Consider the following 26684-nt stretch of genomic DNA (forward strand, 5'->3'; position numbering starts at 1 on the left):
CCCCTTCCCCCCGGCCCTCCCAACCCTTGAAATGCCTCCGTCAACTCCCGCAGGACACCTTAAATCACGTCCACGGCCCCGACATCTGTCGAACATACCCTCGGAATACATGCTGACATGGAGGTATTGAGCCGTCCTCGCTGAGTGCCAATACAAACCACCTTGAGCTCGTAGTTGCCAACAAATGGGCCGGTATGATGATCGACAGCAGATGCAGTACAACGACCATTGTCAATCGAGACATTGCCATTGCCCCCCCCTGCAATGGAACTTTGATAACGGGCAATTCCTACCGAGTGGAAGTTGACCCCCAAAGGCGCGCTGCCGCTGGGCGCCAAAGCATGCACGTAATAGGCCGCTCGCGGGGCATCCGTTCTCTCCGTCGATTTCTCTGACTCCGCCTGCTTGTCAGCAACCCCCGTGCATGACCACGCGGCCACAGACTCACCTCCAAGAATCGTATCACCGCGCCTGACTTCAGCACCGGTTTCCTCACACGAAGCCTGATGATAGAGCTTGGTAGCCTCGGTTTGATCGTCATAGCGATAGACAAGCCCGCCCTTGCCATCTTCGAACAACCGCAACTCGACAACAACCTGACCTCCATCGAAGTCGGTCAGAGCAGCAGTCCTTGTTATCCACTTCTTTCCATCACGTGACGCCAGCTCATGATCCGTATAGGACCTGTCACTCGCGTGCGCTGAAGCAGACGCCAGTGCGAGAGCAGCCATCCAAACTCCCCCAATAATCCGTTTGGTATTCATCAAAATCGTTCCCATCCATGATCCGAAGAAAATATGGAACACCGACCTGAAACAGCCCCTGCGCCTCCCGGCGGCGCCACCGCCCCATAAAAGCCAGCCAAAATCATATTCGTTGACCTTTTCCATTCCACCGGATGCTTTAATGAAATCATCATCAGAGGCAGCCGATTCTGCAGTCAGAAAATCCGGAGCCCACTCAACTGACATGGCGACCATGCGCCCGCCCCTGAACACCCAGCCGCCCGATCCTGCACAGCCGCTGACATCGCGCTAACCCGTCCAGCACCGACAATGCAGGCCTGGCCCCTGCAACGAGGTACCCCCGATGTCCGAATGGATCACCCTGGATACGCATTACGGCCCGGTCCGCGCCTGGCAGGCACTGCCCGAGGGCAAACCCCGCGGCGCGCTGGTGGTGGTGCAGGAGATCTTCGGCGCCAACCCGCATATCCGCGGCGTCGCCGAACGGTTCGCGGCCCAGGGCTACGCCGTGTTGGCGCCGTCGTTCTTCGACCTGGTCGACGGCCCCGAGGCCGACCCGGATGCCCTGCCCTACAGCCCCGAGGGCGTGAAGGATGGGCTGGAACGGGTCACCGCGCTGGGCATGGAAAAGGCACTGGAAGTGGTCCGCGCCGCGGCAACCCGGCTGGCCCCGCACGGCAAGGTCGGCACGGTCGGCTACTGCTGGGGTGGCAGCGTCGCCCTGCTGTCCGCGCTGCGCCTGGGCCTGCCCTCGGTGAGCTACTACGGCGCGCGCAACGTGCAGTTCCTGGACGAGACGCCGAAGGCCCCGGTGATGTTCCACTTCGGCGCGCAGGACAAGAGCATCCCGCCGGAGGCGATCCAGGCGCACCGTGAGAAGCTGCCGCAGATGGCGACCTACGTGTATCCGGCCGATCATGCCTTCAACCGCGAGGTCGGACATGCGTATGATCCAGACAGCGCCGCCCTGGCGCTGCAACGCACCCTGGACTTCTTCTCGGAGCATCTTGGATGAGCGATTTCGAACTCGATTCACGCCTGGCCACCGATAGCGTGCTGGTGGCCGAAGGCCCGTTGTCGCAAGTGCGACTGATGAACGACGAACGATTCCCCTGGCTGGTCCTGGTGCCGCGTCTGGCCGGGGTGACCGAGTGGATCGAGCTGGACGGCGAGCAGCAGGACAAGCTGCGCACCGAGCTCAACCGCGCCTGCAAGGCCCTGCACGGTTCGGACGGGGTGGAGAAGATCAACATCGGCGCGCTGGGCAACATCGTGCGCCAGCTGCATTTCCACGTGATCGGCCGCCACGACGGCGATCCGGCGTGGCCGGGACCGGTCTGGGGCAGTGGCCCGGCGCACCGCTATGAGCCGGCCGCGCTGGACCAGCATGTCGCCTACTGGAAGGAACGGCTAGGATATCCAGCCCATTCCTGAGCCAGTGCCGACCCGATGCGATTCAATATCGTCGCCGCCATCCTGCTGATCCTGATCGGCCTGTTCATGCTGGCCAGCAACCTGGGCTGGACCAACCTGAACCTGTCGCGCCTGCTGTTGACCTGGTGGCCGCTCGGCCTGGTGGCCGTAGGCATCGCGATCCTGTTCGGTCGCGGCAAATAAGGTAGCGCCGGGCAATGCCCGGCGAACGCAGTGCGCGGACCCACAAAAACGGCAACGCCGGGCATGGCCCGGCGCTACCGATACGCGCTGACGCAAGCTGTCAGGTGCGCGGCAGGGTCACGCCGGTCTGGCCCTGGTACTTGCCGCCGCGATCCTTGTACGAGGTCTCGCACACTTCATCGGACTGGAAGAACAGCATCTGCGCCACGCCTTCATTGGCGTAGATGCGCGCCGGCAGCGGCGTGGTGTTGCTGAATTCCAGGGTCACGTGGCCTTCCCACTCCGGCTCCAGCGGGGTCACGTTGACGATGATGCCGCAGCGCGCATAGGTGCTCTTGCCCAGGCACACCACCAGGGTGTCGCGCGGAATGCGGAAATACTCGACCGTGCGCGCCAGCGCGAAGCTGTTCGGCGGAATGATGCACTCGTCACCGACGATATCGACGAAGCTGCCCGGATCGAAATGCTTGGGGTCCACGATCGTCGAGTTGATGTTGGTGAACACCTTGAACTCGCGCGAGCAGCGCACGTCGTAGCCGTAGCTGGAAGTGCCGTAGCTGACGATGCGCTCGCCGTTGGCCTGCTTGACCTGCCCGGCCTCATACGGCTCGATCATGCCGTGCTGTTCGGACATCCGGCGGATCCAACGGTCACTCTTGATGCTCATGCTCTGTCCTGGGTGCGAGGGGGCGCGAGGATTCTAGCAGGGGGCCGGGCGTCGCCGCCGCAGCCCCCAGCGGCCCTTACAGCAGCGAGGACAGGATCGGGATCGAAGCGCGCGGGCGCTTGCCCACTTCCTCGACCAGACGCTGGGCGGCACGGTGGTAGGCCTGGGCCGCCGCCGATTCCGGCTGCGCGGCGGTGATCGGGGTACCGGCATCGCCCTGCTCGCGGATGCCGATCTGCAGCGGCAGCGACCCCAGCAGCGGCACGCCGTACTGCGCCGCCATGCGCTCGCCACCACCCTCGCCGAACAGGTGCTCCACATGCCCGCAGTTGCTGCAGGTATGCACGGCCATGTTTTCGACCACGCCCAGCACCGGCACCTCGACCTTCTCGAACATCTTCAGCGCCTTCTTCGCATCCAACGTAGCGATGTCCTGCGGCGTGGTGACGATCACCGCGCCGGCCAGCGGGATCTTCTGCACCAGGGTCAGCTGGATGTCGCCGGTGCCCGGCGGCAGATCGATCAGCAGGTAGTCCAGGTCGTCCCACAGCGTGTCTTCGAACAGCTGGGTCAACGCAGCCGTCGCGCGCGGTGCGCGCATGATCAGCGGCGTTTCATCCTCGACCAGATAACCGATCGACATGGTGTCCACGCCGAAGGCCCGCATCGGCTCGATGCTCTTGTTGTCCGGGCTTTCCGGGCGACCGGACAGGCCGAGCATCGCCGGCACGCTGGGGCCGTAGATATCGGCATCAAGCACGCCTACGCGCGCCCCCAGCTGCTGCAGTGCGACGGCCAGGTTGACCGCCGTGGTCGACTTGCCCACGCCACCCTTTCCCGAGCCCACCGCGATCACGTTGCGGATGCGCGCATGCGGCGCCAGTCCCTTCTGCACCTGGCTGGCATGCGGACGACGGGAAGAACTGTTCACTGCGGGCTCCGGGTGAATCGACAAGAAGAACCCAACATCATACTAGCTGGACGTACGCTGACTGAAATTCAGGATTGCTACAGATTCGTGCACAGATTGTTAAGTTCATGTTACGTTCGCTAAGCACTGGTTTTGGGCTGCGTTGCTGGATCTACGGCACGCACGATGGCGCATGCGCAGTGCCGTACTCGTATTTGCTCTCTGAACGGAACTACATGAAAGACCTTCGCAATTCTGCACGTCGCAACACCCTCGCTGTCGCCTTGATCTCCGCCCTGGTTGCCGCCTCGCCGGCAATGGCCCAGGACAAGGCCACCAATCTGGACAAGATCACCGTCACCGGCTCGCTGATCCCGCAGACCCAGGTCGAGACCCAGACCCCGGTCATGACCATCAGCGCTGAAGCCATCCAGTCGCGCGGCTTCAACAGCGTCGCCGAGGTGCTGCAGCAGTCCTCGCTGACCACCGGCGGCATCCAGGGTGGCCAGACCTCCGCTTCGTTCACCCAGGGCGCTGAAGCCGCTGGCATGTTCGGCCTGAATCCGGGTTACACCAAGTACCTGATCAACGGCCGCCCGATGATGTCCTACCCGGCGCTGTACAACGGCGGCGACGCGTTCAACAACATCAGCGGCATTCCGATCGACATCGTCGAGCGCATCGAAGTCCTGCCGGGTGGCCAGTCCTCCCTGTACGGTTCGGATGCGATCGCCGGCGTGGTCAACATCATCCTGAAGGACCACATGGAAGGCGGCAGCCTGTCCGTGCGTGGCGGCACCTCCACCGAAGGCGGTGGCAACAGCTTCCGCGTCAGCGGTGCACACGGCTTCTCGGCGCTGGACGACCGCTTCAATGCACTGGTCAACGTGCAGATCGAAAGCAGCAACCCGATCTGGGGCTACCAGCGTGACCTGACCAAGCAGAACAACGCGAACGGCTACACCGCGCAGCTGCCGTCGAACGACTTCGCCGTCATCGACGCCAAGACCAATGCGCTGTACATGATGGACCCGAGCAACTGCGCCAACGTTGCCGGCCAGTTCGACGGCACCACCGTGCTGGCGAACCGCCCGACGGGCCAGTCCTGCGGCTCGGTCTTCGGCGCCGGCTACAAGACCCTGAAGAACGGCAAGGACAGCGGCCAGTTCTACTCGTCGATGACCTTCGACGTGAACGACAACTTCCAGCTGTTCGCCGACGTGCTGTACAGCAAGGAAAAGACCGAATACACCTCGGGCTCGAACTACCTCTGGTGGGGCACCAAGAGCACCATGGGTGGCTTCTATGACCAGGCCTCCGGCAAGCTGGTCAACCTGCAGCGCGCGTTCGCTCCGGAAGACATCGGTGGCGAAGGCTACAAGGGCATCCTGAACAACGACAAGAGCCGTGCCTACCAGGTCACCCTGGGCGGCAAGGGTGCGGTCGGCAACTGGGACTACAGCCTGAGCTTCACCCGTGGCGAATACCGCCTGGATGAGAGCAAGTTCCAGCGCTTCGGCAATGCCATCAACAGCTACTTCGCCGACAAGGTGCTGGGCCCGCAGCTGGGCACCCAGGATGGCTTCGGCATCTACAACACCAACTGGGGCGCGTTCTACTCGCCGATCTCGCCGGAAGATTTCGCTGGCTTCACCGGTTACACCACCAACCACAGCCGCACCTGGCAGAACCTGGCACGCGCGCAGGTCACCAACGGCTCGCTGTTCTCGCTGCCGGGCGGTGATGCCGGCCTGGCCGTGGTCGTCGAAGGCGGCAGCGAAGGTTGGGACTACAGCCCCGACCAGCGCCTGCTGGACGGCGACGTGTGGGGCTCGTCGGCTGTTGCCGGCAACGGTCATCGCAGCAACTACGCGGTGACCAGCGAGCTGCGCATGCCGCTGCTGGAGTCGCTGACGGTGACCGCTTCCGGTCGCTATGACGCCTTCAAGATCGCCGACAACACCGTCGACAAGGCCACCTACAGCGTGGGTGTCGAGTTCCGTCCGATCGAAAGCCTGCTGTTCCGCGGCAAGTACGGCACCGCCTTCCGCGCGCCGACCCTGCCCGACGCGTTCCAGGGCCGCAGCGGCTATTACGCTGCCAACTCCACCGACTACTACCGTTGCGGTGAGCTGGGCTACGTGCCGGGCAACACCGACGCCTGCCGCTACGCGGACAGCGTTTCGGTCTACTCCGAGCGTGCCGGCAACCCGGACCTGGAGCCGATCACTGCCGACGTCTGGAACGCGGGCATCGTCTGGGCGCCGATGGCGAACCTGTCGATCTCGGCCGACTACTACAACTGGAAGATCGAGAACGAAGTCGATACGGCCAGCACCGACCAGCTGCTGCTGGCCGAGTACTACTGCCGCAACGGCCTGCCGAACGGCTCCTCGGCCACCTGCCAGAACGTGGCTGACTGGGTCGTGCGCGATTCGGCCGGCAACCTGAGCTCGCTGTACACCCCGAAGATGAACGTGGCCCGCCAGAACCTGCAGGCCGTGACCGTCGGCTTCAAGTACCTGCAGGACATCGGCCGCTTCGGTTCGCTGCAGTTCTCGGGCAACTACACCAACATGCTGAAGCGTGAAGTGCAGGCGCAGCCGGGCGAGGACTTCCAGGACCTGCTGGGCAACCCGAAGTCGATGTGGAACTACGACAGCTACGCCAAGGTCCGTTCCGACGCGTCGGTGGCCTGGTCGCTGGACAAGTGGACCACCACGCTGTACGCGAACTACATCGGCCACACCCCGAACTACCTGGCGGGCCTGAACGGCTACGAGTACACCCATGGTGCGTCGGGTTACAAGGCAGGCAAGTGGGCTTCGTACACCACTTACAACCTGAGCGTGAACTACCGCGTGCAGGATGACCTGACCCTGTCGCTGATGGTCAACAACGTGTTCAACAAGATGCCCGAGCAGCAGGCTCACAGCTACCAGGGCACCTCCGGCACGCCGTTCAACAACTACCTGTACAACGTCTACGGCCGCACCGTGTACGTGCAGGCCAAGTACGACTTCGGCAAGTAATCCCGTCGATTTCCGGGTTTTATTCCGGACCAGGCCCCGCTTCGGCGGGGCCTTTTTTTTGGCGAGGCATGTGCGGCGATCGCCGCGGGAACATCTCGATTGTTAAATATCCGGACATTTACTGGATATTCATTAAGCCAAACTCGGCAAATTCGTACCAATATTGCAATCAATTGTTTTTAAAGAAATTTTTATTAACTCCGAACGAGCCATTGCGAGAGCGCGACAAGCCCGCGAAAAACAAGTTAAGCGTGTGTTACGTTCGAAAAACGCCGCCTTTCTGCGTCCACCGGCTGCTGAACCATCCATGAGTTCCCAGGAAAGGGAAAACGCGTTTCTCACGACCACACGGAGTACCGCATGTCTCGCAATGGCTTCCCGCGTCACCCGCTCACCCGCGCCGTCCTCAGCGGCCTGATCCTGGCCAGCAGCAGCGCGATCGCGCTCGCCCAGGACAACACTCCCACCGATCTTGGACGCGTGACCGTCACCGGCTCACTGATCCCGCAGACGCAGATCGAGAACCACACGCCGGTCCTGACCGTCACCGCTGAGGACATCCAGACCCGTGGCTTCACCAGCGTTGCCGAGGTGCTGCAGCAGAACTCGTTGACCACCGGCGGCCTGCAGGGCGGCCAGACCTCCGCGTCGTTCACCCAGGGCGCCGAAGCCTCGGGCATGTTCGGCCTCAGCCCGAGCTACACCAAGTACCTGATCAATGGACGGCCGATGCTGTCCTACCCCGCCCTCTACAACGGCAGCGACACCTTCAACAACCTCAGCGGCATCCCGATCGACATCGTCGAGCGCATCGAGATCCTGCCCGGCGGCCAGTCATCGCTGTACGGCTCGGACGCGATCGCCGGCGTGGTCAACATCATCCTCAAGGACCGCATGGACGGCGGCGTGCTGAACGTGCGCGGCGGCGCCTACACCGAGGGTGGCGGCAACGATTTCCGCGTCAGCGGCGCGCATGGCTTCAACGCTTTTGATGATCGCTTCCACGCACTGGTCAACGTGCAGTACGAGAAGAGCAGCCCGATCTGGGGTTACCAGCGCGACCTGACCAAGCAGAACAACACCCGGGGCTATACGCCGCAGGTTCCGACCAACGACTTCCTGGTCTACCTGCCGGACCAGCAGAACGCCTACGTGATGATGGACCCGAGCCGCTGCGCCAACGTGGCCGGCCAGTTCGGCGGCACCACCGTGCTGGGCACCCGTGCCACCGGCGAATCCTGCGGTTCACCCTTCAGTGCCGGCTACAAGACGCTGAAGAACGGCAAGGAGAGCAGCCAGATCTATTCGTCGATGTCCTTTGACGTCAACGACAACTTCCAGCTGTTCGCAGACGCGCTCTACAGCCTGGAAGAAGTGCAGTACAACTCGGGTTCGGGCTACGCCTTCTGGGGCAGCGATGTCGGCTTCGGTGCGTTCGTCGACCAGGCCAGTGGCGAATACATGAACCTGCAGCGCGCGTTCGCGCCGGAGGACATCAGCCCGGCCGGCTACCGCGACACCATGAGCACCGATCGCAACAAGGCCTACCAGATCACTCTGGGCGGGCGCGGCAACGTCGGCAACTGGGATTACAGCGCCAGCTTCAGCCGTGGCGAGTACAAGCTGACCGAGCGCAGCTTCGCGCGCTGGGCCAATGAGATCGACAGCTACTTCGAAGACCGCGTGCTGGGTCCGGTGCTGGGCGTCACCGACGACGGCTACAACATCTACAACCCGAACTGGGGCGCGTTCTATTCGCCGCTGCCGGCCGGCGATTTCCAGACCTTCACCGGCTTCACCTACAACAAGAGCCGCACCTGGCAGAACCTGGGACGCGCGCAGATCACCAATGGTTCGCTGTTCAAGCTGCCCGGTGGCAATGCGGGCCTTGCAGTGGTGGCCGAAGCGGGCAGCGAAGGCTGGTCCTATACCCCCGACCAGCGCCTGCTTGATGGCAGCGTCTGGGGCACCACGTCGGTGGCCGGCGCCGGCCATCGCAGCAACTACGCGCTGACCAGCGAACTGCGCATGCCGTTGCTGGAGTCGTTGACCGTGACCGCCTCGGGTCGCTACGACGCATTCAAGATCGCCGACAAGACCGTCGACAAATCGACCTACAGCATCGGTGTGGAATTCCGTCCCATTGAAAGCCTGCTGTTCCGCGGCAAGTACGGCACCGCCTTCCGCGCGCCCAGCCTGTCCGATGCCTTCCAGGGCCGCAGCGGGTACTACGCCAACGGCTCGGTCGACTACTACCGCTGTGGCCAGCTCGGCTTCAACCCGAGCGACACGGTTGGCTGCCCGTATGCCAACGAATCAGTGTTCGGTGAGCAGTCCGGCAACCCCGAGCTGGAAGCGATCACCGCCGACGTCTGGAACGCCGGCATCGTGTGGGCGCCCATCAACAACCTCTCGCTGTCGGTGGACTACTACAACTGGAAGATCAAGAACGAGGTCAACACCCTCAGTTCCGACCAGTTGCTGCTGGCCGAGTACTACTGCCGCAACGGCCAGACCAACAACACCTCGGCCAGCTGCCAGAACGTGAGCGACTGGATCACCCGCGATGGCACCGGCAAGCTGGAGCAGATCTACACGCCGAAGATGAACATCGCCAGCCAGAACCTGCAGGCGGTCACGGCCAGCTTCAAGTACATGCAGGACATCGGCCGCTTCGGTGCGCTGCAGTTCTCCAGCAACTACACCAACATGATCAAGCGCGAACTGCAGCCGCAGCCGGGCGACGAGTACCTGGACCTGCTGCGCGACCCGTACGCGATGTGGAACTACGACCAGTACGCCAAGGTGCGTGCCGACGGTGCGGTGGGCTGGGCGAAGGACAAGTGGACCACCACCGTGTACTTCAACTACATCGGCAAGACGCCCAACCGCATGGCATACCTGGGCAAGGGCTACGACTACGTGCACCCGTCCGGCTACGAGGCCGGCAAGTGGGGCTCGTACACCACCTACAACCTGAGCGTGAATTACCAGGCGATGGACAACCTGACGCTGTCGATGATGGTCAACAACGTGTTCAACAAGATGCCCGACGGCCAGGCCCACAGCTACGCCGGCAACATCGGCGCGCCGTACAACAGCAGCATCTACAACCCTTACGGCCGTGCCGTGTACGTGCAGGCCAAGTACGAGTTCGGCGGAAAGTAAGCGCCGCGCCCGCACTGCCCGGGAGGCCCCGCTTCGGCGGGGCCTTTTTCATGCCCGTCAATTGAGACGGAAGATCAAAATCAGTCTCATAAATTAAATAATGAGAAAAGCATCCGCGAAGGCGGCAAGCCCTTGATCTACATACGAAACATCGACTTCGATCGATTTTGTTCCGCAACGCAACATTTTGAAACATTCCCAGACAATCGCGTTTACGCACTGATTTCAAAGGACTTTTCTTCCGATGAGCAGCACATCCGTGTGACGGGACCGTTCTGACAACGTGAACGTCGTGTTACGGTCCTGCTGAATGGATTGCAACTGAACACATCATGAAGATGTCAGGGAGGACATCAGCCAGACGACATCGCTCATTACGGGGATCCATCATGTCTCGCCATCGCTCCACGCCTTCGCGTCACCCCCTGACCCTTGCCCTGATCGGCACCCTGCTCGCCTCCGGCGCAGCCCACGCGCAGGACACCGGCCCGACCCAGCTTGACCGCGTCACCGTCACCGGTTCACTGATCCCGCAGACGCAGATCGAGAACCACACGCCGGTCCTGACCGTCACCGCCGAGGACATCCAGACCCGCGGCTTCACCAGCGTCGCCGACGTCCTGCAGCAGTCCTCGCTGTCGACCGGCGGCCTGCAGGGCGGGCAGACCTCCGCTTCGTTCACGCAGGGTGCCGAGGCCGCTGGCATGTTCGGGCTCAGCCCCGGCTACACCAAGTACCTGATCAACGGCCGCCCGATGCTCTCGTATCCGGCGCTGTACAACGGCAGCGACAGTTTCAACAACATCAGCGGCATTCCGATTGACATCGTCGAGCGCATCGAGATCCTGCCCGGCGGCCAGTCTTCGCTGTACGGTTCGGATGCGATCGCCGGCGTGGTCAACATCATCCTCAAGGAGCGCATGGATGGCGGTGTGCTCAATGTCCGTGGCGGTGCCTACTCCGAAGGCGGCGGCAACAGCGTACGCGTCAGTGCGGCGCGCGGCTTCAACGGTGTCGACGATCGATTCCATGCGCTGGCCAACGTGCAGTACGAAAAAACCAGCCCGATCTGGGGCTACCAGCGTGACCTGACCAAGGTCAACAATCCCGACGGCTACAGCCCCCAGTACGTCTCCAACGACTTCCTGGTACTGCTGCCGGCCAACAGCAACCGCTACGCCATGATGGACCCGAACCTGTGCGCCAACGTGGCGGGCCAGTTCGACGGCACCACCGTGCTCGGCACCCGGCCGACCGGCCAGGCCTGCGGTTCGGTCTATGGCACCGGCTACAAGACCATCAAGAACGGCAAGGAAAGCGGGCAGATCTACAGCTCGATGACCTTCGATGTGAACGACAACTTCCAGTTGTTCGGCGACGCGCTCTACAGCCTGGAAGAAGTGAAGTACGCCACAGGCTCGAACTACACCTGGTGGGGCACCTCCTCCGGCTGGGGCCGCTTCTACGATCAGGACAGCGGCCAGTACATGAACCTGCAGCGCGTGTTCGCGCCGGAGGACATCGGCGCCGGCGGCTATCGCGACATCATGAACACCGATCGCAACAAGGCTTACCAGGTCACGCTCGGCGGCCGCGGCACGGCCGGCAGCTGGGACTACAGTGCCAGCTTCACCCGCGGCGAATACAAGTTGACCGAGCGCAACTTCGTGCGCTGGAACGATCCGATCAACGACTACTTCGAGCAGCGTGTGCTGGGGCCGGTGCTGGGCACCACCAGCACCGGGTACAACATCTACAGCCCGGACTGGGAAGCGTTCTACTCGCCACTGCCGAGCGGTGATTTCCAGAGCTTCACCGGCTACACCTACAGCCAGAGCCGCACCTGGCAGAACCTGCTGCGTGCGCAGGTCACCAATGGTTCGCTGTTCAAGCTGCCCGGCGGCGACGCCGGCTTCGCAGTGGTGGTTGAAGGCGGCAGCGAAGGCTGGGATTACACGCCCGATACCCGCCTGGTGGATGGCAGCGTGTGGGGTACCACCGCGGTTTCCGGCGCCGGCCATCGCAGCAGCTACGCGGTGACCAGCGAACTGCGCATGCCGTTGCTGGAATCACTGACGGTGACCGGCTCCGGCCGCTACGACGCCTTCAAGATCGGTGGCAACACCATCGACAAGGCGACCTACAGCGTCGGCCTGGAATTCCGGCCGATCGACAGCCTGCTGTTCCGTGGCAAGTACGGCACCGCGTTCCGCGCGCCCACCCTGTCCGATGCCTTCCAGGGTGTCAGCGGCTACTACGCCAACGGCTCCACCGACTACTACCGTTGCGGCCAGCTGGGCTACGACCCGGCCAACACCACCGGCTGCCCGTATGACAGCGTGTCGGTGTTCGGCACCCAATCCGGCAACCCGGACCTGGAGCCGATCACCGCCGATGTCTGGAACGCCGGCATCGTGTGGGCGCCCATCAACAACCTGTCGGTGTCGGTGGACTACTACAACTGGAAGATCAAGAACGAGGTCAACACCCTCAGTTCCGACCAGTTGCTGCTGGCCGAGTATTACTGCCGCAACGGCCAGACCAACAACACCTCGGCCAGCTGCCAGAACGTCAGCGACTGGATCACCCGCGACGCCTCCGGCGTACTCGATGAGATCTATACGCCGAAGATGAACGTAGCCAGCCAGAACCTGCAGGCGCTGACGGCCAGCTTCAAGTACGTACAGGACATCGGCCGCTTCGGTTCGCTGCAGTTCTCCGGCAACTACACCGACATGCTCAAGCGCGAACTGCAACCGCAGCCGGGCGATGAGTACCTGGACCTGCTGCGCGACCCGTATGCGATGTGGGTGTACGACTCGTACGCCAAGGTGCGCGCCGACGGTTCGATCGGCTGGGCCAAGGACAAGTGGACCACCACCCTGTATGCCAACTACATCGGCAAGACGCCGAACTACATGGCCTACCTGGGCAATGGCTACGACTACGTCCACAGCTCCGGCTACAAGGCCGGCAAGTGGGGTTCGTACACCACCTACAACCTGAGCGTGAACTATCGGGCGATGGACAACCTGACCCTGTCGCTGATGGTCAACAACGTGTTCAACAAGATGCCTGACAACCAGCGGTACAGCTTCGCCGGCACCAGCGGCCAGCCGTACAACAACTACCTGTACAACGCTTATGGCCGTGCCATCTACGTGCAGGCCAAGTACGAGTTCGGCAACAACTGATCCGTCAGCGCGTTCCCGTACAGCAGAAGACCCCGCTCCGGCGGGGTCTTCTGCTTTGGGTGGCACCGGTTCGGCAAGGGAGGGGGAGCGGCGCTGGCACTGCCAAGGAAGGTCATCGATCTGCTACCTTTCGACCTTGTTCACAATCCAGTCAGCTTCAGCCGATCAACGCGCAGCAAAAGGACAAGACATGCACGTGATTTCCGCTCGCACCCTATGCGGTGCCCTCTCCATGGCCCTGGCCGGCGCCACGGCACACGCCGCTCCCATCCCGATCGAAGACCTGGCACGCATGCCAGCGTTGCAGTCGGTCTCGATGAGTCCGGACGGCAAGCATCTGGTCGCGTTGATCCCCTCTCCGGGCAACCCGGAAGAAACTGCGCTGGCCAGCTGGGATACCGACGCAATGGGAGGCGCCCCGAAGGTGGTTACGCCCTCGGGCGACCGGATGAAGTTCATTGCCGTGGGCGCTCTCAAGTCCGACCAGATCCTGGCGGTCGGCCGCCAGGAGTGGACCGGGCAGCTTGGCGGGTGCGGCGAGGGCAGCGTATCGGGTGCGACCAAGACATTCGTGGTCAAGACCTACCTGACCGACCAGAGCCAGAAGACTTTCAACGAAGCATTCGCCGACAACACGCGCAAGCTGGGCGTGAGCGAACAGACCCAGCGCTGCCTGGAACTGGGTGGCAGCGCATCGCTGGTCAACATGCTGCCGCTGGATCCGGACCGGGTCATCATCCGCCAGCTCAGCGAGATAACGCTGACCGCCAATTACTACCTGTACAACCTCAAGACCAAGGAAACCGAACTGCTGTTCCGCGGCGGCACCCGCGCCCAGCCTGCGTTGTTCGACCCGCGCAGCGGCAAGGTGCTCGCCAAGAGCCAGATCGAACCGGTCAGCGGCGATTACGACCAGCAGATTCAGATCCTTGATCCGAGCTCCGGGCAGTTCGTACTGCAGAAGCCGCTGCTGACACGCCTGTCCAACCGGCATACGGTCGAGTTGGCTGGTGTGGACGATGCCACCGGCAAGTACTACGTCCTGACCGACCTCTTCTCGGACAAGGTGCAGGCACATCTGTACGACGCCAAGGCGCAGAAGTTCGATCCCGAACCGGTGCTGGCCAATCCAAACTTCTCCATCGCAAGCCTTGTCTTCAGCACCCAGCCGAGCACCTTCAATCAAGTGGTCGGATTCACCATCGATGGCCCTTCGCAACAGACGGTCTACGTCGACCCGACGCTGAAATCGATCCAGGACACGCTGAAGCAAGCTGCGCCGGGAAGGCAGATCGAGATCAGCCGCTACAACGATGATTTCTCGAGGATCCTGTTCCGCGCTACCGGTCCGGATGCACCGCCCTCCCATTTCCTGCTGCTGGATCGGAAAAAGGTGGTGAGCCTGGGCAGCGAGCGTCCGTGGATCAGCAAGGGCACGGTGGGCGAACAACGCTGGGTGAACTACAAGGCACGCGACGGACGGGTCATTCCTGCCATCCTGGATCTCCCTGCGGGCTGGAAGGAAGGCGATGCCGCGGCGCCGGCCATTGTCCATCCACACGGCGGCCCTTGGGCGCGTGACTACGTGCAATGGGATGCCTCCGGCTGGGTCGCGCTGCTGACGTCTCGCGGATATGCCGTGCTTCGCCCGCAGTACCGTGGCTCCTCTGGCCTGGGCCGGGACCTGTGGATTGCCGGCGACCGCGAATGGGGCCAGAAGATGTCCGACGACAATGATGACGGTGCGGCGTGGCTGGTGTCGCAGGGTTTCGCTGCGAAGGACCGCATCGCGATCTTCGGCTACTCCTACGGCGGCTTCGCTGCTGCCGCAGCCACCGTTCGCCCAGGCAGCCCGTATCAGTGCGCGATTGCCGGCGCTCCGGTCACCGATCTCGCACGCTTGGGCACCAGCTGGAGCGACAACCGCCTGCAGCGCATCCTGCAAGGGCAGACGGTCAAGGGCATGGATCCGATGCGCAACACCGCCAGCGCCAACATTCCGGTGATGCTGTTCGTGGGTGACCGCGATGTGCGTACACCCTCCTTCCACGCCCAGGGCTTCTACGAAGCGGTGAAGGACAAGGTGCCTGCGCAGTACCACCTGATTGCCGACCAGCAGCACAGCATGCCGTGGTACCCACGCCAGCAGCGGGAAACGCTGGGCCTCATCGAAGGCTTCCTGAAGAAGGATTGCGGCCCGGGCGGCCTCTGACCCCTAGATCGTGTCGCTGAGCGCCCCCGCCTGGCATCCGCCAGCGGGGGCGTTTCGCATCCACAAGGTGAATTTCCCTTAAACATCAAAGCATTACAGGCGCGCTTCGTTCATCTTGCATTTACTTTACGGCAAACATACACTCCGTTAACCGAAGCGTAACAAATAGGGAAATTACCGAAATGCGCAACGTCATTCGCCTCTCCAAGCCGAGCCGCGTCCCGCTGACCTTGGCGGTTCTGGCCTGTCTACATGTCGCTCCTGCCTTTGCCCAGGAAACACCACAGCAGGAAGCTGCTTCGTCAAGTACCACCCCCGCATCCAAGCGCGCCACCGAACTTGACACCGTCGTCGTCACCGGTTCGCTGATCAAGCGTCCGGAGTACGAGACCACGTCGCCGGTGCAGGTCATCTCGATCGACAAGGCGATCTCTGCCGGTCAGTTCGATACCGCCGACTTCCTGCAGACGTCTTCGATCGCGGCAGGCTCCACGCAGATGAACAACCAGTTCGGCGGCTTCGTCGTCGAAGGCGGCACCGGTGTGCAGACGGTCTCGCTGCGTGGTCTGGGCGCGAACCGCACGCTGATCCTGCTCGACGGCCAGCGTCCCGGCCCGGCCGGTACCCGTGGCCAGGTCGCCGCGTTCGATCTGAACGTCATTCCGCAGGCCATCCTGCAGCGGCTGGAAATCGTCAAGGACGGCTCCTCCTCCATCTACGGCTCCGATGCGCTTGCCGGCGTGGTCAACCTGATCACCAAGAAGAGCATCGACCGTCCGGAGATGACCTACTCCATGAGCGTGCCGCAGCATGGTGGCGGCGAGCAGTTCTCTGCCTCGATCGCCAACGGCTGGAACTTCGACAAGGGCAGTGTCGTGGCGGCTGCGCAGTGGGACCGTCTGAACGCACTGACCGTGGGTGATCGCGATTACTTCCGCTGCGCCGAAGACATGGTCTGGGGCACTGACGGCAAGCGGATCGACCGTGAGGATCGCTCGATCCTGGCCGGCAGCAACCTGGCAGGCTGCAGCACCGGCAACCTGTACGCCAATACCATCATCAACTACAACAACCCGGCAATCCGCTACGTGCCCTCGCCCGATGGCAGCACGGTGGGCCCGTTCCCGGGCTATCGTCCGCGCCCGCGCCCGACTCCGACCTACGCCAACGGCGGCACCGCGTACTACCAGGATGTCCTGAACTTCCCGTTCTACCACGACCAGGAAGTGATCAATCAGCGTGAGCGTGCCTCGCTGTACGCCGCCACTGACTTCAGCTTCGACAGTTTCAACTGGAAGACGCAGTTCCTGTACAACCGCCGTGAGACCAAGGCGCACAGTTGGCGCCAGTTCTACCCAACGGTCTACAGCGAGGCGGCCGATGACTACTTCCAGGTCATCATGCCGTTCCCGAGTGACCAGAAGATCACGGTCGACTACTTCTACGGCACCACCAAGTTCGATGGCCAGTTCAAGTCGACCGACAGCTGGACCTGGGAAGTCAACGCTGGCTTCAGCCGCTCCACCGGCAAGTACGGCGCGCTGTCGATCGATGTCGACCGCGCCGGCGACCTCGTCTATACCGACGACGACATGCCGGTGAACTACTTCGATCCGGGCTTCCTCAACGGCACCCGCATGAATGAGCTGATTGCCGCCGTGGGCCAGTACCACACCGGCAAGACCACTTACGATCAGACCAGTGCCAACGCGATCTTCAGCGGCAACCTGTTCACCCTGCCCGCCGGCGATGTCGCCTCGGCATTCGGTGTCGAGTTCCGCAGGTACAAGATCGATGACACGCCGTCGGATTTCGCACTCGCGGACCGCTCCTGGAATTCCACCTCTGCCGGCCCGACCCGTGGCACCGACAAGGTCAAGGAAGCGTTCGCCGAAGTCGACGTACCGCTGCTGAAGGGCATCCCGGGCATTGAATCGTTGTCGGTCAACCTGTCCGGCCGCGTGTTCGAATACGACTCGGTGCCGGGCTCGGATCACGTCTGGAAGACCGGCGTGAACTGGCAGATCATCCCGTCACTGCGCGTGCGCGGCACCATGGGTACCTCGTTCCGTGCGCCGGGCCTGTACGAGCTGTACCTGGGCGATCAGACCGGCTTCCTGCCGCAGACCCAGATCGACCCCTGCATCCAGTGGGGCGACAGCAACAACACCTTCATCCGTGCAAACTGCGGAGCGGCCGGCATTCCGGACACCTATACCGGCGGCGGCGGCAGTAGCGCCACCATCTATTCCGGTGGCGGCGGCAAGAACAACCTGCAGCCGGAAACGTCCAAGGCCAAGACCCTCGGCCTGGTCTGGAGCCCGACCTTCGCCAACCTCAACGTGGCGCTGGATTACTTCGACTATGACGTGCGCGGTGAAATCACTCAGCTCGACGAGTACGACATCGTGTTCGGCTGCTACGGCTCGGCGGTGTTCCCCAACGCATTCTGTGACCAGATTGTGCGCAACAGCCCGACCAACGCGTCGGCGCCGAACAACATCACCACGATCTACAACAAATACGTGAATATCAACCGCGAGCGCACCCGCGGCTACGACCTCCAGGTCAACTACGACAACGACTTCTCCTTCGGCAAGATTTCCGCTGAAGCGCAGGTCACCTACACCATCGAAGATACGTACCAGCTGTTCGACTCGGCTTCTGACAGTGGTATCACCACCTCCGACCAGGTCGGCTACATCGGCCGGCCGAAGACCGTCGGCCTGGCCAGCGTCAGCCTGGAACGGGGTGACTGGACGTTCAACTGGCAGGGCACGTACGTCAGCAGCACCCAGAACAAGGACCTGGACCGGAACTTCACCTATTCCGGCTACCAGAACGCGACCCGCGACATCAAGGCCGGCTGGCAGTTCCGCCACAGCGTCTCTGTCGGCTACGACATGGATGACTGGAACATCATGGTCGGCGTGCGCAACCTGTTCGACAAGGAGCCGGACCTGATCTCCAACACCGCCGGCACCCGTTATGGCAACACGCCGTTGTACGCATCCCAGTACGACTGGTACGGCCGCACGTTCTTCGCGCGCGTGTCCTACAAGTTCTGATCGCAGCATTGCAGCACATGAAAAGGGCGGCTCCGGCCGCCCTTTTCTTTTGCCTGCGGCAAGCGGGCGGCGCACCGTGACCGCCGATCACCGCCAGCGCTGACAGCACGCCCCGCGGCACACAAATGGCTCCTGAATGCGCTCACCGCCCACCACTCCCCCGTCGCCACGCAGGAGGCAAGCGATGTCCTGGCGAGACACCTTTTTGCGCAAAGTACGACTTAACAGGCCATTCATATACGGCCCGTGCCGCCAGATTCGGCACATCACAAATGAGACTAAGCATCTGTATTTGTTGCAATTTCATGTACGCCGTTGACATTCCGAGTGACAAAGTGTGACGAAACCATGCATTTCCCGTTAAGCGCGTGTTAGGTTCGATAAAGGTCAGGACAAACCATGAACATGACCGTAACAACCGCAGGGATGCGGACGATCTTCATCCACTAGGGGGATTCACCACATGACGCACCACCGCACGCCTGGTCGCCACCCGCTGACCAACGCCCTGCTCGCCGGCCTGATGATGGCTGCCGCAGCCCCGGCCCTGGCCCAGGAAGCCAGCTCCGGCAACAACCCGATCGACCTGGACCGCGTCAGCGTGACCGGCTCGCGCATCGCGCGTACCGGCTTCGTGACCCCCTCGCCGGTCACCGCCATCACGGCCGAAGAAATCCGTGCCACCGGCGCCAACAACATCGGCGACCTGATGGCGCGCATGCCGGCGCTGAGCCCGACCTATACGCTGGGCAATTCCACGCGCTTCATCGGCACCGCCGGTGTGGGCCTGATGGACCTGCGCGGCATGGGCACCTCGCGTACGCTGGTGCTGGTCAATGGTCGCCGCCATGTCGGCGCGACCTCCGGCTCCTCGGCAGTCGACGTCAACACGATTCCGGTCGAGTGGATCGAGCGCGTTGAAGTCATCACCGGTGGCGCCTCGGCTGTGTACGGTGCCGATGCCGTGGCCGGTGTCGTCAACTTCATCATGAAGAAGTCGTTCGATGGCGCCGAAGTGCGTGGCCAGACCGGCATGGCCAGTGAAGGCGGCTTCAACCGCTCCTTCATCAGTGCCTCGGCCGGCACCGATTTCGCCAACGGCCGCGGCAACGCCGCGATCGCACTGGAATACAGCAAGCAGGACCGCTTCGTCCGCAGCGACCGCGCGATCGGCAATGAATTCCTGGTGTCGGTGCCGAACCCCAACTACGACCCGACCAAGCCCTCCAGCGAAAGCAATCCGCAGACCGTGCTCAGCGGCCCGGGTGGCAATCACTCGATCTCCTTCGGCGGCACCTTCACGCTGGGTGCGTTCTCGCCCACCAACAAGGCGACCTGGGGCAACCGCTACCAGTTCAATCCGGATGGCACCTACCGCCCGCAGCGCTATGACGGGGTGATGCCGAGCACCACCAGCTGCGTCAACTGCGACTTCGCCGACCTCAATTCGGTCGCCGATCTGCAGCCCGGCTTCGACCGCAAGAGCGTCAATGCGGTCGTCAACTTCGACCTGACCGACAACCACCGCCTGTACTTCGAAGGCAAGTACACCGAGACCGTCTCGGACTTCCTGGCCCAGCCGTCGTTCGACCAGACCCTGCGCATCCAGCGCGACAATGCCTACGTTTCGCCGCAGCTGCGCGCGCTGATGGCCGCCAACGGCGCCAGCCAGTTGACCCTGAGCCGCTTCAACGTCGATGCCGGCCAGCGTGGCGAGCACGTGGAGCGCAACACCCAGCGCTTCGTGCTCGGCGTGGAAGGCAACCTGACCGAGAACTGGACCTACGACGTGTACGGCAACTGGGGCCAGAGCGAAGTCAAGCGCTGGAACCTCAACAACCGCATCAACGAGCGTTGGCAGGCAGGCCTGGACACCGTGGTCGATCCGTCCACCGGCCAGATCGTCTGCCGCACCACGCTGAACCCGAACGCCACCAACCCCAACAACGGCAACCGCGTGTACTCGCAGTTCGCCCGCGAAGGCTGCGTGCCGTTCTCGGTGTTCGGCAATGGCGCGGTGACCCAGGCGGCACGCGACTGGATGAACGTCGATTCGTTCAACTATTCGCGCCTGCAGCAGTCGGTGTTCAGCGCCTCGCTGGCCAACGCCTCGCTGTTCAGCCTGCCGGCAGGTGACGTCGGCGTGGCCGGTGGCGTGGAATACCGCCGCGAGAAGAGCCGCGAAATCACCGATCCGCTGGCAGCGCAGGGCCTGACCTTCCTCAACGCGATCCCCAACCGGATGGGCAAGTACGACGTGCGCGAAGCGTTCGTCGAAGCCACCGTGCCGTTGCTGGCCGACATCCCGGGCATCTACAACCTGACCATGGACGCTGCCGGTCGCTGGTCCGACTACAGCAGCATCGGCAAGACCACCACCTGGAAGGTCGGCCTGGACTGGACCATCATTCCGTCCCTGCGTGCCCGCGGCACCCTGTCGCAGGCGGTGCGTGCGCCGAGCATCGGCGAACTGTACAACCCGCAGAGCGAGAACTTCGCCACCGTCAACGATCCCTGCAACTACCTGGCCACCAATTCCAATCGCCCCAATACGGCAGCTGATCCGGCCCTGCGCCAGGCCAACTGCTCGGCGCTGGGCGTGCCGGTGGGTTGGGTCGATACCTACACCGCAACCCGCCCGGGTGTCAGCGGCGGCAACCCGAACCTGAAGCCGGAGCGCGCGCGCAGCTTCACCTATGGCCTGGTCTGGCAGCCTGATTTCCTGCAGGGCTTCGGCATGTCGGTGGACTACTGGTGGATCAGCCTGAAGGATGCCATCGGTGCAGTGACCGCACAGACCAATGCCACCCGCTGCGTGGATTCTCCGGGAGGCATCAACAACAGCTTCTGCGGCTTCATCGAGCGCGCACCGGTCGGTGGCAAGACCGATGCGGGTGGCCGCACCTTCCCGGAACACTCGATCAGCCGTTGGGTTGCACTGAACGAAAACCTGGCGCGCTCGCGTCGCGTCGGCGTCGATCTGGAAATGGACTACCGCTTCAAGCTCGCCGAGGGCGACACGGTGATCCGCCTGGTCGGTACCCGCCTGCTGCAGTCGCGTGAATGGGCCTTCCAGGACTTCCCGAACGAGTACGACGAGAACGTCACCTGGGTGACCGACCCGCGCTGGCGCGGTTCGCTGCAGACCAAGTACTCGCTGGGTCAGTGGCGCGCGTCGTGGGACCTGAACTACGTGAGCAGCAACCTGCGCGTGCAGCCCAAGAGCTACCAGGCCAACCCGGGCCAGAGCAGCCCGATCCGCAACGGTTCGTACGTCTACCACAACTTCCAGTTCGGCTACCGCTTCCCGGGCGACAAGATCGACGTCTACCTGGGCGTGGACAACGCCTTCGACAAGGATCCGCCGGTGAACTACTTCGGCTCCGACGTCGGTTCGGCGATGTACGACAACATCGGCCGTTACATGTACATGGGCGCTACCTACAAGTTCTGATCCAGCAACACATGCAGTACCCCGACAGACCCGGCTTTTGCCGGGTCTGTCTTTTCCGGTGCCGGCAAGGCCCCCTTGCGCCTGGCCATGACCTTCGACACCCTTGCAGTGTGGGCCGGCGGCGTATCGTTCGGCCCACGGCCGTTCCCCCGGCCCTTCCCTGACTCACTCGGCCTGGAGGCCATTCAAGTGACCCGTACTCCCAAGATCGTGCTGCTGACCCTGGCCGTTTCGGCCGCGCTGGTCGGCTGCGGCAAGAACGAAACCCCGGCAAAGGATGCCACCGCCTCCACGCCGGCCGCGACCGACGCCGCCACCACCTACAAGCTCGACGAGAGCAAGCTGCCGGCCTACAACGCCTTCCAGGCCAGCGATCTGGACAGCAACCTTGACGCCTGCACCGCCTTCGGCGACTACGTCAACGGCAAGTGGCTGGCCGCCAACGAGATTCCGGGCGACCGCACCAGCTGGGGCGCCTTCACCATCCTCGACGAGCGTTCGGTGGCCGTGCAGCACCAGCTGGCCGAGCAGGTCGCGCAGGTCAAGAACCCGGCCGGCATCGAGAAGATCGTCGGCGACCTGTGGGCCACCGGCATGGACGAAGCCAAGGTCAACGCCCAGGGCATCGAGCCGCTGAAGGCCGACCTGGCCGCGATCGACGGCCTGCAGGACAAGGCCGCCATCGCCAACTACCTGCGCACCAGCGCTGCCAAGGGCGAGAACGTGCTGTTCGGCTTCGGCGCCGAAGCCGACTTCAAGAACTCGGCCGTGAACATGGCCTACGCCAGCCAGGGCGGCCTGGGCCTGCCGGACAAGACCTTCTATACCGATGCGTCCAAGGCCGACAAGCTGAAGGCTTACCAGGCCCACGTGGCCAAGGTGCTGGAGCTGTCCGGCGTGGCCGCTGCCGATGCCGCAAAGCAGGCTGAAGAAGTCGTCAAGTTCGAGACCCGCCTGGCCAAGGCGTCCAAGTCCAGCGTTGAGCTGTCGCGCGATGTCTCGCTGTACTACCACCCGGTCAGCCTGGCCGAGGCCGATGCGCTGACCCCGAACTTCAGCTGGACCGAGTTCTTCAAGTCGCAGAACGTGGCCGCGCCGGAGAAGTTCTCGCTGGCCATCCCGGCCTTCCACCAGGAAGTGAGCAAGGCGCTGGGCGATACCGATCCGTCGGTGTGGCGTGCCTACCTGCGCTTCCACACCGTGGACGGCGCCTCGCCGTACCTGGCTGATGCGTTCGTGCAGGAAAACTACGAGTTCTACGGCAAGACCCTCAATGGCCAGAAGGAACAGAAGCCGCGCTGGAAGCGTGTGCTGGGCACCATCGAGAGCGATGCCGGCGAAGCCTTCGGCCAGCTGTACGTGAAGGTCGCCTTCTCGCCGGAAGCCAAGGCGAAGATGGAAGAGCTGGTGAAGAACCTGGCCGCTTCGCTGAAGGAACGTATCCAGGGCCTGTCCTGGATGAGCGAAGAGACCAAGGCCAAGGCCATCGCCAAGTGGGAAACCTTCACTCCGAAGATCGGTTACCCGGACAAGTGGCGTGACTGGTCGGGCCTGCAGACCAACCGTGACAGCTACCTGGGCAACGTGCGCGCGGCCACCGCGTTCAACTACCAGTACAACCTGGCCAAGATCGGCAAGCCGGTGGACAAGACCGAGTGGGGCATGACCCCGCAGACGGTCAACGCCTACTACAACCCGCTGCAGAACGAGATCGTGTTCCCGGCCGCCATCCTGCAGCCGCCGTTCTTCGATGCCAAGGCGGACGACGCGCTGAACTACGGCGGTATCGGTGCGGTCATCGGCCACGAAATGACCCACGGTTACGACGACCAGGGCAGCCGCTTCGGGCCGACCGGCAACTTCGAGAACTGGTGGACCGAAGCCGACTCGAAGAATTTCGCTGGCCTGACCGGCAAGCTGGTCAAGCAGTTCGACCAGTACAAGGTCGACGGCCAGGCCGTGAACGGCCATCTGACCCTGGGCGAGAACATCGCCGACCTGGGTGGCCTGGCCACCGCCTACGACGCATTGCAGAAGGCGTCGGCCGGCAAGGAAGACGCGAAGATCGATGGCTTCACCCGCGATCAGCGCTTCTTCTTCAACTGGGCCACCGTGTGGCGCACCAAGTACACCCCGGAGAACGCCAAGGTCCGCCTGGCAACCGACCCGCACGCGCCGGCGCAGTTCCGTGCCGTCGGTGCGCCGTCGAACCTGCCGACCTTCACCGCGGCCTTCCAGTGCAAGCCGGGCACGCCGATGTCGCGCACCGGCGACTCGCAGGTGGTGATCTGGTAAGCCACGGCTGAGGCCACGGCTTGCCTGCAGAGGCCCGGGATTTCCCGGGCCTTTGTTTTTCCGCGCGGTGGTCGCAGCCACGCATGGCGTGGCTCTACTGGCGCCGGCGCTCGCCCACGCCGCTGGTAGAGGCCGACCTTGGTCGGCGCATGGCACAAAGGAGCCACCATGAGGTGTGCATCCCCTGCCCATGCCACCCGCCCGGTAGCGCCGGGCCATGCCCGGCGGATGCACCATGAGGCGTGCATCCCGTGCCCATGCGCGGCTTGCTATAGTTCGCCCGCCCTCAATCCATCACGGATTCGTTCTACATGCCCAACTTCCGTCCGCTTGCCATCGCCCTGGGCATCAGCCTGGCGACCCTGGTTCCGACCCACGATGCGTTCGCCGCCAAGAAGAAGGCCGCACGCGCCCCGGCCGTCAGTGCGCAGTGCAGCGATTTCTACGACGCCACCAACGCAGGCTGGCTGAAGGCCAACCCGGTGCCGCAGACCGGCGCCGCCACCGCACTGGGCCAGCTGGTCGACCGCAGCCGGCAGCAACAGCATGAACTGCTGGACGCCTCGATGAAGGCGCCGCAGGGCAACGTGCAGAAGCTGCTGGGCGACTTCTGGGCCAGCGGCCTGGACGAAGCGGCCGTGGAAGCCGACGGCTCCAACCCGATCGCACCGCTGCTGACCCGCATCAACGCGATCAAGAAGGCCAAGGATGTCCCGGCCTCGATCGCCGCGCTGCACCAGGTCGGCATCCCGGTGGCCTTCAACTTCGGTCCGGACGTGGACCTGAAGGCGCTGGACCGCCACATCGGTTACTTCATGCAGGGCGGCATGGGCCTGCCTGATCCGGCCTTCTATACCCGCACCGACGCCGACACCGTCGCGTTGATGGGCCGCTATCGCAACTACGTCAAGCAGATCCTCGCACTGACCGGCACCCCGGCGGCCAAGCTGGACGCCGAGTCACAGGCGGTGATCGCGCTGGAAACCGAACTGGCCCGCAACGCGCAGTCGCTGGCGGGCATCAACAACCCGTTCAACAACTACGCGCCGATCTCCACCAAGGACCTCAACAGCCGCTACCGCAACCTGCAGCTGGACGCGTTCCTGAAGGCGCAGGGCGTCAACGATGACCTGGTGTCGCTGGCCGATCCGGCGCTGTTCAAGCAGCTCGACGGCATGGTCACCAAGCTCAAGCCGGACCAGTGGAAGGCCTACCTGCGCTGGCGCGTGGGCGACTCGATGGCGCCGTACCTGTCCAAGGCGTACCGCGATGCGGAGTTCGAGTTCCGTGGCCGCGTGCTGCGTGGTGAAACCCTGCCGCCGCAGCGCTGGGAAAGCGTGCTGGACGCGATCAACGTGGCCGCTGGCCCGATGGTCGGCCGCGAATACGCAGCCCGTTACCTGTCCGCCGAAGACCGCCGCCAGGCGGCCTGGATCGTCGACAAGGTGCGTGAAGTGCAGATCGAAGCGGTCAAGAACAACAGCTGGATGAGCGCCGAGGCCAAGACCGAAGCGCAGGCCAAGCTGGCCGCGCTGAAGATCGAGATCGGCACCCCGCTGCGTGACCTGGACTACAGCGTGCAGCCGATGGGCCGTGGTTCGTTCGGCGGCAACATGCTGATCGCGTCCACCTGGCGCCACCGCGAGGAAATGAAGCGCATCGGCAAGGGCAACGCCGACCGCCGCTGGGACGTGCTGCCGCAGCAGCCGTCGCTGGCCTATGACCTGGCGCAGAACCGGCTGATCGTCACTGCGGCGATCCTGCAGGGCCCGGTGTTCAACGCCAAGGCCGATGCCGCCGACAAGTTCGGCAGCTTCGGCGGCCTGGTCGGCCACGAGCTGACCCGTGCGATCGATGCCAAGGGTGCGCTGGTCGATGCCAAGGGCGAACTGCGCAGCTGGTGGACCCCGGCCGACAAGACCGCCTGGACCCTGCTCGGCACCCGTGTCGCCAGCCAGTACGGCGCCTACGAGTTCCCCGGCGTGAAGGGGGCCAAGGTCAACGGCACGCTGACCCAGGAAGAGAACCTGGCCGACATCGCCGGTCTGGAGCTGGCCTGGGCCGCGTACACCGCGCAGGAGCCGAAGGCCAAGCCGGCACAGCAGCAGGGCTTCTTCCGCGCCTGGGCTGCGCTGTGGCCGCAGCAGCTGTCGCCGAACGAGGCCGCACGCCGCCTGACCGCCGACATCCGTGCACCGGGCCGCTGGCGCACCAACGGCCCGCTGTCGAACCTGCCGGCGTTCGGCGCCAGCTTCAGCTGCAAGCCGGGCCAGCCGATGCAGCGCACCGACGGCGAGCAGATCAAGGTCTGGCGCTGAGGT

General features: G+C 63.5%; 14 protein-coding genes. 11 read left to right on the top strand and 3 right to left on the bottom strand.

What is annotated here, in order from left to right:
• Positions 1 to 59 precede the first annotated feature (59 nt).
• A complete protein-coding gene (locus tag J2X70_RS07255) occupies positions 60 to 980 on the bottom strand; it encodes a hypothetical protein (protein WP_309909625.1) in 921 nt (306 codons plus the stop codon).
• A 109-nt stretch (positions 981 to 1089) separates the two neighbouring features.
• Here J2X70_RS07255 and J2X70_RS07260 point away from each other — a divergent pair, with 109 nt between their 5' ends.
• Genes J2X70_RS07260 through J2X70_RS07270 form a run of 3 tightly spaced genes read left to right on the top strand, consistent with a single transcriptional unit; the run spans position 1090 to position 2363 of the window.
• On the top strand, positions 1090 to 1761 hold the full coding sequence (locus tag J2X70_RS07260; RefSeq protein WP_309909627.1) for a dienelactone hydrolase family protein: 672 nt from the start codon (positions 1090 to 1092) through the stop codon (positions 1759 to 1761).
• Entirely contained in the window at positions 1758 to 2180 is a 423-nt protein-coding gene (locus J2X70_RS07265) for an HIT family protein (RefSeq protein WP_032975033.1), read from the top strand. Before J2X70_RS07260 ends, J2X70_RS07265 begins: the two co-directional genes overlap by 4 nt.
• A 15-nt stretch (positions 2181 to 2195) precedes the next feature.
• Positions 2196 to 2363, top strand: a complete 168-nt coding sequence (locus tag J2X70_RS07270; RefSeq protein WP_025876120.1) for a DUF5668 domain-containing protein — start codon at positions 2196 to 2198, stop codon at positions 2361 to 2363.
• 100 nt (positions 2364 to 2463) lie between these two features.
• On the opposite strand, the gene dcd is transcribed toward J2X70_RS07270, so the two are convergent.
• Both dcd and apbC read right to left on the bottom strand, forming a co-directional pair.
• Entirely contained in the window at positions 2464 to 3030 is a 567-nt protein-coding gene (gene dcd, locus J2X70_RS07275; RefSeq protein ID WP_025876117.1) for a dCTP deaminase, read from the bottom strand.
• 76 nt (positions 3031 to 3106) lie between these two features.
• Entirely contained in the window at positions 3107 to 3961 is an 855-nt protein-coding gene (gene apbC / locus J2X70_RS07280) for an iron-sulfur cluster carrier protein ApbC (RefSeq protein WP_025876115.1), read from the bottom strand.
• A 215-nt stretch (positions 3962 to 4176) separates the two neighbouring features.
• Here apbC and J2X70_RS07285 point away from each other — a divergent pair, with 215 nt between their 5' ends.
• The 8 genes from J2X70_RS07285 (at position 4177) to J2X70_RS07320 (ending at position 26681) form a co-directional block, all read left to right on the top strand.
• Positions 4177 to 6972, top strand: coding sequence for a TonB-dependent receptor (locus J2X70_RS07285; RefSeq protein ID WP_099784946.1), 2796 nt, complete (start codon positions 4177 to 4179; stop codon positions 6970 to 6972).
• A gap of 360 nt (positions 6973 to 7332) precedes the next feature.
• Positions 7333 to 10140 carry a TonB-dependent receptor gene (locus J2X70_RS07290; RefSeq protein WP_309909631.1) on the top strand — a complete coding sequence of 936 codons (2808 nt, stop codon included), beginning with the start codon at positions 7333 to 7335 and terminating at the stop codon, positions 10138 to 10140.
• Positions 10141 to 10529: 389 nt separating this feature from the next.
• Positions 10530 to 13334 carry a TonB-dependent receptor gene (locus J2X70_RS07295; protein ID WP_309909633.1) on the top strand — a complete coding sequence of 935 codons (2805 nt, stop codon included), beginning with the start codon at positions 10530 to 10532 and terminating at the stop codon, positions 13332 to 13334.
• 232 nt (positions 13335 to 13566) lie between these two features.
• Positions 13567 to 15546, top strand: coding sequence for a prolyl oligopeptidase family serine peptidase (locus tag J2X70_RS07300; protein WP_080278322.1), 1980 nt, complete (start codon positions 13567 to 13569; stop codon positions 15544 to 15546).
• 182 nt (positions 15547 to 15728) lie between these two features.
• Positions 15729 to 18614, top strand: coding sequence for a TonB-dependent receptor (locus tag J2X70_RS07305; RefSeq protein WP_025876105.1), 2886 nt, complete (start codon positions 15729 to 15731; stop codon positions 18612 to 18614).
• Positions 18615 to 19077: 463 nt separating this feature from the next.
• Positions 19078 to 22068 (top strand): TonB-dependent receptor, encoded by a 2991-nt coding sequence (locus J2X70_RS07310; RefSeq protein WP_099784952.1) that lies wholly within the window; start codon positions 19078 to 19080, stop codon positions 22066 to 22068.
• Between the two features lie 189 nt (positions 22069 to 22257).
• Positions 22258 to 24363 (top strand): M13-type metalloendopeptidase, encoded by a 2106-nt coding sequence (locus tag J2X70_RS07315; protein ID WP_059064746.1) that lies wholly within the window; start codon positions 22258 to 22260, stop codon positions 24361 to 24363.
• A 311-nt stretch (positions 24364 to 24674) separates the two neighbouring features.
• Positions 24675 to 26681 carry a M13 family metallopeptidase gene (locus tag J2X70_RS07320; RefSeq protein WP_309909639.1) on the top strand — a complete coding sequence of 669 codons (2007 nt, stop codon included), beginning with the start codon at positions 24675 to 24677 and terminating at the stop codon, positions 26679 to 26681.
• Positions 26682 to 26684: the final 3 nt, after the last annotated feature.

Origin of the sequence: Stenotrophomonas sp. 1337, assembly GCF_031455455.1 — a bacterium.
GTDB lineage: Bacteria > Pseudomonadota > Gammaproteobacteria > Xanthomonadales > Xanthomonadaceae > Stenotrophomonas > Stenotrophomonas indicatrix.